The 13065-nt window shown below is 39.4% G+C and carries 10 protein-coding genes; all 10 read left to right on the forward strand.

Annotated elements, in window-relative coordinates:
- The first annotated feature begins 11 nt into the window (after nucleotides 1-11).
- The 10 genes from cps2T (at nucleotide 12) to Hs20B_RS07240 (ending at nucleotide 12948) form a co-directional block, all read left to right on the forward strand.
- Nucleotides 12-1151: a beta 1-4 rhamnosyltransferase Cps2T gene (gene cps2T / locus Hs20B_RS07195; RefSeq protein WP_172357057.1), complete on the forward strand. Its 1140-nt coding sequence runs from the start codon at nucleotides 12-14 to the stop codon at nucleotides 1149-1151.
- Nucleotides 1141-2079: a glycosyltransferase family 2 protein gene (locus tag Hs20B_RS07200; RefSeq protein WP_172357059.1), complete on the forward strand. Its 939-nt coding sequence runs from the start codon at nucleotides 1141-1143 to the stop codon at nucleotides 2077-2079. The genes cps2T and Hs20B_RS07200 overlap by 11 nt, the downstream gene beginning before the upstream one ends.
- Nucleotides 2079-2867 carry an ABC transporter permease gene (locus Hs20B_RS07205; RefSeq protein WP_172357061.1) on the forward strand — a complete coding sequence of 263 codons (789 nt, stop codon included), beginning with the start codon at nucleotides 2079-2081 and terminating at the stop codon, nucleotides 2865-2867. The genes Hs20B_RS07200 and Hs20B_RS07205 overlap by 1 nt, the downstream gene beginning before the upstream one ends.
- The gene (locus Hs20B_RS07210) at nucleotides 2867-4108 is read left to right on the forward strand and encodes an ABC transporter ATP-binding protein (RefSeq protein WP_172357063.1); all 1242 of its coding nucleotides are present in this window, start codon (nucleotides 2867-2869) and stop codon (nucleotides 4106-4108) included. The genes Hs20B_RS07205 and Hs20B_RS07210 overlap by 1 nt, the downstream gene beginning before the upstream one ends.
- Before the next feature lie 33 nt (nucleotides 4109-4141).
- Nucleotides 4142-5590 (forward strand): glycosyltransferase, encoded by a 1449-nt coding sequence (locus Hs20B_RS07215; RefSeq protein WP_172357065.1) that lies wholly within the window; start codon nucleotides 4142-4144, stop codon nucleotides 5588-5590.
- Nucleotides 5591-5605: 15 nt separating this feature from the next.
- Entirely contained in the window at nucleotides 5606-7402 is a 1797-nt protein-coding gene (locus tag Hs20B_RS07220; protein ID WP_172357067.1) for a rhamnan synthesis F family protein, read from the forward strand.
- A gap of 161 nt (nucleotides 7403-7563) precedes the next feature.
- A complete protein-coding gene (locus Hs20B_RS09865) occupies nucleotides 7564-8373 on the forward strand; it encodes a hypothetical protein (RefSeq protein WP_308780364.1) in 810 nt (269 codons plus the stop codon).
- 178 nt (nucleotides 8374-8551) lie between these two features.
- Nucleotides 8552-9883 (forward strand): peptidoglycan amidohydrolase family protein, encoded by a 1332-nt coding sequence (locus Hs20B_RS07230; protein WP_172357069.1) that lies wholly within the window; start codon nucleotides 8552-8554, stop codon nucleotides 9881-9883.
- Between the two features lie 32 nt (nucleotides 9884-9915).
- On the forward strand, nucleotides 9916-11217 hold the full coding sequence (locus tag Hs20B_RS07235; protein ID WP_172357071.1) for a glycerophosphodiester phosphodiesterase family protein: 1302 nt from the start codon (nucleotides 9916-9918) through the stop codon (nucleotides 11215-11217).
- A gap of 90 nt (nucleotides 11218-11307) precedes the next feature.
- On the forward strand, nucleotides 11308-12948 hold the full coding sequence (locus tag Hs20B_RS07240) for an LTA synthase family protein (RefSeq protein WP_172357073.1): 1641 nt from the start codon (nucleotides 11308-11310) through the stop codon (nucleotides 12946-12948).
- Nucleotides 12949-13065: the final 117 nt, after the last annotated feature.

Below are 13065 nucleotides of genomic sequence, written 5' to 3' on the forward strand. Positions count from 1 at the left end.
ATAGGTGAAAAATGCAACACGTATTTATTATCGGCTCGCGCGGCCTACCTGCTAAATACGGCGGGTTTGAGACATTTGTCGAAGCGCTCGTTAGCCACCAACAAACAGATCAAATTAAATACCATGTTGCCAATCTCTCAGAAACGGTGACAGGAAGTCATTTTGAGTACAAAGCGGCGGACGTTTTCAATATCAAGGCAAGGCATTTTGGTGCAGCAAACGTCATTTTTTATGACCGTGATGCCATCAATTACTGCCTTGACTATATCAAAGAAAATCAAATCAAGAAGCCTATTTTCTATATTTTAGGCAACACACTGGGTGCTTTCATCGTACGATATGCGAGAAAAATCCATAAAATTGGCGGAAAACTCTACGTTAATCCTGACGGATTAGAGTGGAAACGTAGCAAATGGATCAAACCAATCCAAAGCTACCTCAAATATTCTGAAAAGAAAATGGCGCAGACAGCAGATCTCATCATTTCAGATAATCAAGGCATTGAAGATTATCTGAAAAACGAATATAAAGCTGTGACATCAACGGTTATTGCCTATGGGACAAACCCCGTTGTTGCAGGTAGTCTTGATATGAGATGGTTTGATGATAATGGCGTTGTGCCCAACGACTATTATCTAGTTGTTGGGCGTTTCGTGCCAGAAAATAACTATGAGACCATCATCCGTGAGTTTATGAAGTCAAAGACTAAGCGGGATTTAGTGATTATCACGAACAATGCTGGCAGTAGCTACTTTAACAAACTCATGGCGCTGACGCATTTTGAACAAGATAAGCGTATCAAATTTGTTGGCACGGTCTATGACAACGATCAGCTGACCACGATTCGGGAGCATGCCTTTGCTTATATCCATGGCCACGCCGTTGGTGGCACCAATCCGGGCTTGCTTGAGGCCATGGTGGCAACACAACTTAATCTCGTTTTTGACGTGAGTTTTAACCGAAATGTTGCACAGGATTCAGCGATTTACTGGACACTTGAGAATCTCTCAGAAAAGCTCGCAGTAGCTGAGCAGTTGCCAGCTTCTGAGGTGCATGACTTATCAAAAAAAGCCAGACAGATTATCGTTGAAAAGTACACATGGGAACACGTTGTCGACCAGTATGAAAGATTATTTTTGAATGAAAGTTAATATTCTAATGTCGACTTTCAATGGTGCGCGTTTTTTAGCTGAGCAGATTGAAAGCATCCAAAAACAGACGTTTGGTGACTGGCAACTATTGATTCGAGATGACGGCTCAAGCGATGAAACACTTGATATCATCGCAAAGTTCGCTAGAGATGATAAGAGGATACGGCTAGTAAACCCTAATGCTGCGTCGCGTGAAAATCTTGGTGTGATCAAAAGTTTTTACACGCTTGTCAAGCTTGAACGAGCTGATTATTATTTTTTCAGTGATCAAGATGATGTGTGGCTCTCTGATAAGCTTGAAACCATGCTGTCAGAAGCGCAAAAACATGATCAGAAAACGCCACTCATGCTATACATGGATCTGACGGTTGTTGATCAGAACTTAAACGTCATCACGCCTTCGATGATACGCACGCAAAGTCATCATGCCAATACAACCCTTCTTGCGGAATTAACTGAAAATACAGTCACAGGTGGCGTTTCGGTGATTAACCACGCCCTTGCAAGCAAATGGCTAAGCGCTGATAATATCATCATGCACGATTGGTATCTCGCCCTACTTGCTACAGCAACAGGCAAGCTGATCTATATTGATCAACCAGGCGAGCTGTACCGTCAGCATGATCGTAATGTTTTGGGGGCTCGGACGCTTCGTAAGCGATTAAGTAAGTGGCTAAATCCGCTAAATGCAGTGAATAGTTACTGGTTGTTGATTACAAAAAGTCAAAAACAAGCAGAAAATCTGTTAAATCTGCCGTCACTTTCGGAAGAAAACCGAGAACTGACAGAGAAGTACACAGGACTGATGAACCAGACTTTTTCAAATCGGGTAAGGTATCTTAGAGATTATCAGTTCAAAAAAAATAGAAAATGCCACACATTTGTCTTTAGGACACTCGTCGTGACTAAGTTAGGATATAAAAAATAATGAGTTCAAAAAACTGGATATTATTGAAAGAGTTGGTCAAAACAGATTTCAAACTGCGTTACCAAGGTAGTTTTATCGGGCATTTGTGGTCAATCCTAAAGCCCTTAATGCTATTTACAGTTATGTATGTCGTTTTCATTCACTTTTTGAAATTTGGTGCAGGTATTCCACATTTCGCTGTTGCATTGCTTTTAGGGATGGTAATCTGGAACTTTTTTGCTGAAACAACATCAATGGGGCTAACGTCCATTGTGACGCGTGGTGATTTACTACGCAAACTCAGTTTTCCAAAAGAAATCATTGTTCTGTCTGTGGCAGTCAGTGCCTTCATCAACTTTTTGATTAACTTAGTAGTTGTACTGATGTTTTCAATCATAAATGGTGTTGATATTTCGAAATATGCAGTGATTGCACCATTGTATATCATTCCTTTGTTTGCCTTCTCGCTTGGCATAGCATTTATTTTGGCGACAATGTTTGTCTATTTTAGAGACATCGCACCAGTGTGGGAAGTTGTGATGCAGGCGGGAATGTACGGAACACCAATCATTTATCCGCTTTCAATGATTTCTAATACAAAAGTGCTCTCAGTTATGCTGCTAAATCCTCTGGCGACAATCATCCAAGATTTACGGCATATCCTGATAAGCCCAACCAATCAAACAATTACAGAATTTGTTAACCACAAATGGATTGTTGCAATTCCGTATGTTTTACCTTTTGTTATCTTATATGTTGGCTATAGCATCTTTAAAAAACATGCCGAAAAATTTGCGGAGATTATATAATGACTGAAATAAACGAAACAAAAAAAGAAATAGCCGTTAAAGTTACTCATGTTCAAAAATCATTTAAACTACCTACGGAAGCGACAACTAGCTTGCGTAATACGCTAGTCAATCGTTTTCGTGGGATCAAAGGCTTCCGCGAACAAGAAGTGCTAAAAGATATTAGTTTTGAAGTCGAAAAAGGTGATTTCTTTGGTATTGTCGGGCGTAATGGTAGCGGTAAATCAACTTTACTAAAAATCATATCTCAGATTTATGTACCAGAAAAAGGAGCAGTAGACATCAATGGGCGTCTGGTTTCTTTCATAGAGTTGGGAGTTGGTTTTAATCCGGAGTTGACGGGGCATGAAAATGTTTACCTAAATGGTGCCATGCTAGGTTTTTCAACGCAAGAAATTGATGATATGTATCAAGATATCGTTGATTTTGCTGAATTGCATGAGTTTATGAACCAAAAACTCAAAAACTATTCATCAGGTATGCAAGTTCGTCTGGCTTTTTCTGTTGCGATTCAAGCAAAATCCGATATTTTGGTGCTTGACGAGATTTTAGCAGTAGGGGATGAAGCTTTCCAACGTAAATGTAGCGAATACTTTTTACAAGCGAAAAAAGAAGGTAAGACGATCATCCTAGTCACGCACGACATGGGATCGGTCCGTAAATTCTGTAACAAAGCCATCATGATCAAAAATGGTGAAATCGTTGCAAGTGGCGATCCGTCAGAAGTGGCCGGCGTCTATACAAGCGCTAACTTTGAAAAACTTGATCCAACAGAAGAAGATAACGAAGAAACGTCAAAATATAAAAGTGGTTGTAATGAAAAAGTACCCATGTTTGAGTTAGAACTTTTGTCTAAAGAAGTTCTGACGTCATCAGATGAGTTATCTTTCAAGATTACATACGACATCAAAGAAGCTATTCCAAGTGGCGTCGGTTTCTCAATCGTTGATACCTCAAGTGGTGGAGGGCTCTCAATCATTGATGATGGCTGTGTCAGACAAGAAATCTTCACACCCTGGACAAACGAAGCAACAGTTGTAGAGAAAGTTTACACATTACCACTCAAATCCTTCAATAATCGGGATTTTAAAATCTTGGCAACTGTCTTTACCGGTAGCAACATGAAGGGCGACTATCAACCAATTGCCTTTGTTGGGATGGATAGAGGCCTAAACTTCTTTCTCCGTGAAGATGATGGGTTATTTGGCCCTCTTTTGAGAGAACAAGGACGATTTATCTAAGTTAGCGACCTAACTAGAAACGTGGCGATTGTTATGAAAAAACTATTATTTTTATCACCTGTTGGTGGCTGGACAAATGGCGCAGACATTGCGATGAATCACCAGATGCAATACCTGAAGGAACTGGGTTACGAGATTGTACTCGTAACGCTTTTTCCTAATACAGAAAAATATAGCGATTTTTTAGCACAGTACAAAATCAAGTCATACCGACTTGATTATACTTGGTGGCGAGATGACAATTTGGCAGATCATACTGATTCGGTCACCAATATGCTTGCGATAGAAAAGCTAACGCAGATAATTCGTGATGAGCAGATAGACGTTGCTATTACTAATACGGCCAATATCCCACAGCTTTCTTTTGCTGCAGCAGCTAATAATATTCCGCATTTGTGGTTGATTCATGAATTTCCAGAAGGAGAGTTCAGCTACACAAAAGAAAAATATGACTACATCAGCCGATTTTCAAATGAATTGCTAGCATCAAGTGATAAACTGCAAGAACAGATAGAAGATGCGAGTGAAGCCGTTCCTGTTTCACACTTTTATCCCTATACAGATGTGTCTGAATTGGCCTTGCTTGCAAATGAAGGTGCGCCACGACTCATCTCTGTCAATGCGATCACAGGTGACCGAAAAAATACGCTGGAGCTGATAAAAATATATCAGGAAATAAAGGTCACGAATCCGACCTTGGAGCTAGTGATTACTGGAGACATACAGGATAATGACTATTATGAGCTCTTGAAAAACTATATCCAAAAACATGCTCTGAAAGACATCTCATTTACAAATGACCGCGAAAAAAACTGGTCAAATGTTAAAGCAAATGATATCTATATTAATACGTCTAAACAGGAAACATTTGGCTTGACCATGATTGAAAGTTTGAAACTTGGTGTCGTCCAAGTTGCCTCAAGTGGTGCAGCAAAAGCTATGATTGCCTTAGGTTATCTAGATGAAGCGCATGATACGTATGAGCTAGGCGATATTTCCGATGCTGTTCGAAAAATCAAATTTAAATTGGCACACTTTGGAGAGGAACAAAAAAGCCTCAACGAAATGCAAGCTAGGCTTGCCACAGAGCAGTCGTTAGCAGTCATTACAAAACCGTTGGTTGATGCCATAGAGCGCTACTCAGAAAATCCACAACGTGAATTACGCTATTTTAAAAATATGCTCATTTCAAGTGGTCAAGAATTTGAAAACCGTCTAACGGTCATTGAGGATCAAAAAAAGGTAAATGACGAGCGATTCGCAAGGATCGATGAACAGAACATGTTACTAGAAGAGCGAATGGCAATCATAACTCAGCAAAAAATGACGCTTGATGAACGTATGACCGTCATTGATGATCTACGCCTGTCAGAACAAAAATTAACTGAGACTATCATCGAAAAAAGTGCCAAAGAAGCAGAATTGAACCAAATCAAAAATCGAAAATTGTATAAAATCGCAACTAAATTGCGACTCTTATAATCAAAGGAAAAAGAAATGAATCGCATTTTACTTTATGTACATTTTAACAAATTTAGCCAAGTAGCAGACCATGTCGTTTATCAATTAGAACAATTGCGTCCCCTATTTTCAAAAGTTGTCTTTATTTCAAATAGTCCTGTTAGCGTAGAAAACCAAAAAAGGCTAAAAGAACTAGGGCTCTTTGATGTTTTCATGCAGAGAGAAAATAAGGGCTATGACTTTGCCGCATGGCATGATGCGATGGTGTCAATTGGTTTTGAAGAATTGAAACAGTATGATGCGGTTACCATCATGAATGATACAGCTTTTGGTCCTGTCTATGATTTTGGTCCTGTTTTTGATAAGATGGCTCAAAACGCAAGCGTTGACTTTTGGGGGATTACAAATAACCGCTCACATACAGTGGCACCATGGGGAGAAGATATTGTATTACCAGATCATATCCAGAGTTATTTTGTAACCTATAAGCAAAATGTTGTCGTATCAGAAGCGTTTAAGTCGTTTTGGTCTGGCATAGAAGTATTAGAAGATGTCGTCAAAGTTATCGTCAAGTACGAAACTGCTATGACAAAGCACTTTGAAGATGCGGGCTTCAAATCAGCGGTCCTTTTTGACACTAGAAAAGAGTCGTGGGCTGGCATGACTATCCACGATTTCTCTGTGTTTGCTTTGCCGGAGTTGATCAAACGCGAAATTCCTTTTTTGAAAATCAAAGCCTTTTCATTTGGAGCTAAGGCGATTCAAACACCTGTTGTTATAGACATGTTGCGTCGCAATAGCGACTATCCGATAAAGTTGATTGTTGATCATATGACTTTTGTGGATTATCCTGACCGAGAGTATATGCTGGATGAAAAAATTCTTCAGATGAAGGAGGTAACTCGCACAGAAAAAACTGTACGAGTTGGGATTCATCTTCATGTGTTTTATGTTGATTTGTTAGCAGAATTTTTGGCTAATTTTGATCAGTATATCGGTGATTATGACGTTTTTGTAACTACAGATACTGAGGCGAAAAAAGAGGCGATTCAAAAAGTGGGTCATCCCCATGTTAAAGAAATCGTTGTCGCGGGAAATAAAGGGCGGGATGTTTTACCGTGGATGATGGTTCATGACAAACTGGCTGATTATGACGTCGCGGGACATTTCCATACAAAGAAATCAGCAGTAAACGAGTGGATTGTTGGAGAATCATGGCGACAGGACATTATTGATAGTTTAGTCAAGCCTGCAAAACAAATCCTCGCAGAATTTGACGAAACAAAATCAGTTGGACTTGTCATTGCAGATGTGCCATCATTTTTCAACCATTGGTATGGGCCAAGCTATATTAACGAGCACAAACTCTGGAAAAAAATGCTCAAGATTTGGCAAGTGGCAGGACTGGACAAGAAAAAAGCGCTTGAAGAAAAAGACACTTATACCATGAGTTATGGAACGATGCTTTGGTACCGCCCGGATGCTATTTCAGATTTACTTACCATTGATATTTCTGAAGAGACGCCCAATGAACCACTACCGTATGACAGTATTCTACATGCTTTTGAACGCATAATTGTCTATGCAGCATGGGCAAATGGCTATGATTTTAGAATTTCAAAAATTCACCAAAGTAATGGATTCGTTGCAAATAGTGCGGCAAATCGCTTGCTGCGTGATCAAGGCTACGAAATTACTAACTATGAGGGGCTTAATACAAGTATTAACTGGGAGCAACTAGGCGCGAAGCGAGCTTTGAAATATCTTGTAAAAAAATCGTTGCTTATCGCACTGAGCATACCAAAGAGAATCGTGCATTTTTTTAGGAAATAATACTTCTAAGATGTTTTCTTGACTGATTGACCGAAATATATGCAAAAACTCGAATTTTTCGAGTTTTTTATTGACAAAATCTATCTATCTATCTATCTATAATAAAGTATAGCCTATTTTACTATAAGCTAAATATTTTAGAATTCATAAGAGGGAAAATTATGAAGAAGTTATTTATTGCATTGGCGTTGCTGTTTGGTACGGCAGGCGCAACGACGGTTGCACATGCGCATACTGCTGGGTATAAAAACTATGTAACTATAGTATATCCTAAAGATAGTGGTAACTGGGTGAATATGTATCGTGTTTACAATCCTAACTCGGGTGAGCATTTTTACACAGCATCAACTGCTGAGCGTGATGGCTTAGTAAAAGCTGGATGGAAATACGAAGGACTTGGCTGGATAGCACCTGAAAAATCGCATGTGCCTGTTTACCGCATGTACAATAAAAATGCTGGCGATCACCACTACACGATGAATGCGGCTGAAAAAGATAGCCTTGTCAAAGCTGGTTGGCGCTATGAAGGTATCGGCTGGTACTCATCGGAATACTCAGCAGATGCCAAGCAATCAGCTGTCTACCGAGCTTATAATCCAAACGCCAAAGCAGGTAGTCATAACTATACGCTAAATCCAGCAGAACAAGCCTCGCTCGTCAAAGCGGGTTGGAAAAATGAAAACGTTGCCTGGTATGCAGTGTTACCAAATAGTACAACACAAAGATGGAATATCGTCGTTACGAAAATTCTGAAAGATGAAGATCCAGATGGTAAATTGGTTTCAAAAGGTGGTGCAACGCTTGCACAAGCTGAGAAATTACTTGGAATGCCTATAAAAACAGTTGGAGATCCTATAAATTCTGGAGTAACTGCTTGGCTTGATGGAGGTGCTTTTAGCGGGGTTGCATTTCAATTTACAGTTAATAAAGATAATTCGAAAATAACTCGAGCAGGTATAGGTCATTCTTGAGTTAGCTTGGTTAAACCAAAACTAGAAAGTAAACTCCACAGTGAGTTTACTTTTTTTATATTGTCAGTTAATTACGCTATCCGTGTTGATAATCCTGAGAATTATGATAAAATAAAACTAACGAAAAATTCAATATTTATGGAAAAGGCAAGTTGCCAAAGGGTGAAAAGGGAAAAAGATGAATAGAAGTAAAAAAAGAATTTTACTGGCAGTGAGTGTATTCACGCTACTGAGTGGTCTTGGTGTTGCCGCAAAGGCTGATGATACAGTGCCAGCAGCGGTTAGGACACCCGCTGCACAGCAAATCAAGGTTAACGAAACTGCCATCACATTGACTGAAAAGCAAGTTGATAGGTTGGTCGTGACACTGTTGCCACAAAATGCCAGTCAGGCTGTGACTTTTAGCTCTAGCAATCCACGAATTGTGACAGTAGATGCAAGTGGTAGCGTACATGCGATAGCTACTGGTGATGCGGTTATTACGATTGCGGTACCTAACACACCTCTCACGCTCAAAGTGCCTGTACATGTGAATGAGATCGTCATTCCGCAGAAAATGTATCGCCTCTATAACCCAAACTCTGGTGAGCATTTTTATACGGCAGATACAAACGAGCGTAACTCACTTGTATTTCAGTCAAAGTGGTATTTTGAGGGGACAGGATGGGTTGCACCAACACACTCAAAAACCCCTGTTTATCGCTTGTATAATAAAAATGCAGGGGATCACCAATATACAACTAACACGGGAGAACGTGACCATTTGCGAAGTTTAGGCTGGCGCTACGAGGGAATCGGCTGGTATAGTGATGATAACCAGTCAGTCAAGGTGCTAAGGGCCTACAATAAAAATGCTAAAGCAGGTAGCCACAACTACACAACAAATAATAGTGAGCAACAAAATCTGATTCAAAACCACTGGCGAGATGAAGGCATCGGCTGGTATGCTGTGGGGGCGGGCGAGGCGGCAAACCCAGCCATCAATCAAGCGCTTATCAATCAAACCGCTAAAAATAAAGCTGAGCACGATAAAAAAGTTGCTGAAGATGAAGCGTTAGCAAGATATCAGCGGTCATTACCCGGTAAGATGGTAGCGTGGTTTCAGTCTAAAAAAGGGAAAACAACCTACTCGATGTCAAACCGCTGGGGACCAAAGAGCTATGACTGCTCGTCTGCAATGTATACAGCGCTTTTGAACGCAGGTGGTAAACCTCTCTATACGCGTGCAAGTATTACCACGCTAAACGAAGGTCAATGGCTAGGAACAAATGGTTTTAAGTTAGTTTACAGAGGTAGTAAATACGGCTTTAAGGCCCAAAAAGGGGATGTCTTTGTGTTTGATGGTGCAGGCGAAGCAGGTCACACTGGGATCTTTATAGACGAAAAGAATATTATCCATTCAACCTGGTATTACAGAGATTTTGGTATCGTCGTGACAAACTTTGCTCAGAGGTTTAGAGTCCCGTCAGATCATCACGGTACGATTTCAATCTATCGTCATGATATCTGACTGATATAGGCGTAAATGAAGGAGAATAACGGATGCTTATGAGAAATGAAAAAAGAGTCGTAGTGGTCATTTTGACGCTTCTCATAGGTAGTATTTTCTGGGGGGGGCAAGCTTCCGCAGCTGATCAAGGTCAGGAAAATATGTACCGTCTTTATAATCCAAATTCTGGTGAGCATTTTTATACAGCAAATCCAACTGAACGAGATAACCTAGTTAATCTATCAAAGTGGTACTACGAAGGCATTGGCTGGGTTGCACCAGCTAATTCGGGCATTCCAGTTTATCGTCTTTATAACAAGAACGCTGGTGATCATCACTATACGACAAGCCGGGGTGAGAAAAATAAACTGGTTGCCTTAGGCTGGCGCTATGAAGGGATTGGCTGGTATAGCGCAGAAGGACAACAAGTTCCAGTTTATCGTGCCTATAACAAGAATGCGAAATCTGGCAGCCATAACTATACGACTAATCACGGGGAAGAACGCAATTTGGTCGGTCTTGGTTGGCGCTATGAAGGGATTGGCTGGTATGCACTCGGATTAGGAAAAAAAGATTTATTAAGCATCTATATCAATGCACAAACTAAGATTAACCGAGCTAATCATGGCAAAAAAGCCTTACCAAATACTAGAAATAATAAGAATGGAGTCGTCATCTCTCATCGTGGTAATCACAAGATTGCACCGGAAAATTCTATCCCTGCATTTGAAAACGTAACGACTCAAGGAATTGAAACAGATGTTAGATTAACAAGTGATGGCAAGTGGGTAATCATGCACGATGATGATGTTGATCGGATGACAAATGGTTCTGGTCGAGTTGATCAATTACCATTTTCATATATTCGTTCTCTTAGAATCGATGTGGGCGCAAATGTTGGAAATTATCCTAGCCAAAAACTTGTGGTGCCAACACTTGATGACTACCTAGCTATCTGTAAAGCTAAAAATATCAAAGCAATGATTGAGCTTAAAACCTATGCAGTTGTACAGCCAAAAAAATACGTAGAACTCATAAACAGTGTTGCAAAATATGGTTTATTGTCAAAAACGACCTTTATCAGTTTTCAAATAGATCAACTGAGAATGCTTAAATCACTTTACCCCAATATCTCAGTCTCTGTGTTGCAGCTAAACATCGGCCAAAATAGTGTAATTGAAGCACAAAATCTAGGACCAAATAGTGGGATAGACTTGGAAATTAGCAAGGTTAATCAAACTACGATAGATCTACTACATCGTAAAAAGATGACAATCGGATCATGGATGACGCCGACAGATCGGATAAACATGTATCGTAACATGGGTGTAGATATGATGACAATCGATGAGTAGTGAAGAGTTTCAAAAATGAATAAAGGTATAAAAAAAGCAGATTCTGCTTTTTTTAAGTCATGATAACCAATAATATGATATAATAGCTAAGTGAAAGCAAAAATGGAGTACGATAAATTGAAAAAGATAGATATTACGATGTGCTTAAAGTTTGGATTAATGGCTGGATTAGTCCTTTATTCTGTCGCTAAGACAGGAACGCCATCAAACTTATTGGCCTTGATAGAGATATTAGCAGTCTATGTGTTAGGCCAAATTTTACCTCAAAAAATAAAGATTCTGTCATATATCATCTCGTCAGTTTTATATTTCTTAATCCTGATGAACATGATGGTTTTTACATTTTCAAATAGTTTTACGACATTGCTTATGTTTGATAACATTGAAAATGTTAGTGCGCTTAGTACCTCGTTGCCACTTTATATCAGTGGCATCGTTTTAATTGCTATATTGGCATTGCTGCCGACTCGATATGGGAGTATTAAAACTGGCTATTCACGTGCGATTAGTGTGACGTTTATCGTCTTGTTTTATGCGGCTGCAACCTTGATAACTAGGCAGACTCCTCTCATGGCAGGGGTCAATCTAGTAGAAAATATCCGGCTAAAAAATCAACAGATGGCAAAGTTCAGACTTTCGCCAGCGGAAAAGAAAAAAATTTATCAAAAATTTGAAAAAACAAGCTTTTCAGATGACTATCCAGAAACACAAAAACAACCCAATGTTATCGTCATTTTTACTGAAGGGCTCTCTGCTAAAGTTTTAGATGTCAATAATAATAAGGACTATAACCTGACGCCAAATCTAGATGAACTTGCGAGTGAATCAATTGATTTTACGAATTATTTCAACCATACAGCTGCGACATATAGAGGAATACGCGGTCAGCTTTACTCAGCTTATCAATATCAAGAAGGCTATGAAGATGGGATCAGCGATATTAGCAAAATAACAGACACGAAGTTGCAGTCTTTGCCAATGATTTTGGGAGATAATGGCTATACGAGTCGGTTTATCAATGCTGAGCCTTATCAGGCTGTCTTTAGTAAATATCTAAGTACGCTTGGTTTTGATAAGGTTATCTCAAATAAGAAAAAGTTGGTTTCGAGCACGCATTACTTGCCTGACAAGGATAACTATAACTTGGTTTTCAAGACGGCAAAACAGTTATCAAAATCGAGTAAACCATTTTTCATCTCGACTTATACCTACGAAACACATGTCGGTTTAAATACAAAAGTGAAGTATGGCGATGGTAGTAACGAATATCTGAATAAGTTCCACAATATGGATGCTAGTTTTGGTGAGTTTTATAAGAAATTCAAAAACAGTGATTTAGCTAAAAATACGATTCTCGTCTTTACAACAGACCATGCGACATACCCTGACCCTGAGTATGTTAAGTTGTTTGATGATCCAAGAGACGTCTTTATTTCTCAAATACCATTACTGATAAAATATCCGAATGCGCCAGGTCAAAGACTAGATATGAAAGGTAGAAATAGCTTAGATTTGGCACCTACAGTGCTTGACATGGTTGGTATCAATAGTGGGAAAAATTATTTTCTTGGTACGACTTTGTTTGGTGAACAAAAAAGTAATCTTGAAAACTTAACGTATATAGCAGGCGTACCGTCAACAACTGATGATGGCGATGTCAAAGCAATACCAGTAAACTCAACCTTGGGTAAAGAAGCGCTAGAATATAGTAAAATCTCGTTTAATAATTAGTAAGTAGATCATGATGAAATTAGATGGCGGTAGTCAAATCATGTATCGTTGCAAACAAAAATAATAGGGTTCTGATCCGGGAATTATGGATTGGAACCCTATTTGCATATCTGTTAG

Origin of the sequence: Pseudolactococcus insecticola (assembly GCF_011170065.1) — a bacterium.
GTDB lineage: Bacteria > Bacillota > Bacilli > Lactobacillales > Streptococcaceae > Pseudolactococcus > Pseudolactococcus insecticola.

Bases quoted from the DNA above. Each gene is read 5' to 3' on its own strand.
- Hs20B_RS07235 (WP_172357071.1), top strand. From the start codon at position 9,916: ATGCTTATGAGAAATGAAAAAAGAGTCGTAGTGGTCATTTTGACGCTT.
- Hs20B_RS07210 (WP_172357063.1), top strand. From the start codon at position 2,867: ATGACTGAAATAAACGAAACAAAAAAAGAAATAGCCGTTAAAGTTACT.
- Hs20B_RS07200 (WP_172357059.1), top strand. From the start codon at position 1,141: ATGAAAGTTAATATTCTAATGTCGACTTTCAATGGTGCGCGTTTTTTA.
- Hs20B_RS07215 (WP_172357065.1), top strand. From the start codon at position 4,142: ATGAAAAAACTATTATTTTTATCACCTGTTGGTGGCTGGACAAATGGC.
- Hs20B_RS07230 (WP_172357069.1), top strand. From the start codon at position 8,552: ATGAATAGAAGTAAAAAAAGAATTTTACTGGCAGTGAGTGTATTCACG.
- Hs20B_RS07220 (WP_172357067.1), top strand. From the start codon at position 5,606: ATGAATCGCATTTTACTTTATGTACATTTTAACAAATTTAGCCAAGTA.
- Hs20B_RS07205 (WP_172357061.1), top strand. From the start codon at position 2,079: ATGAGTTCAAAAAACTGGATATTATTGAAAGAGTTGGTCAAAACAGAT.
- cps2T (WP_172357057.1), top strand. From the start codon at position 12: ATGCAACACGTATTTATTATCGGCTCGCGCGGCCTACCTGCTAAATAC.
- Hs20B_RS09865 (WP_308780364.1), top strand. From the start codon at position 7,564: ATGAAGAAGTTATTTATTGCATTGGCGTTGCTGTTTGGTACGGCAGGC.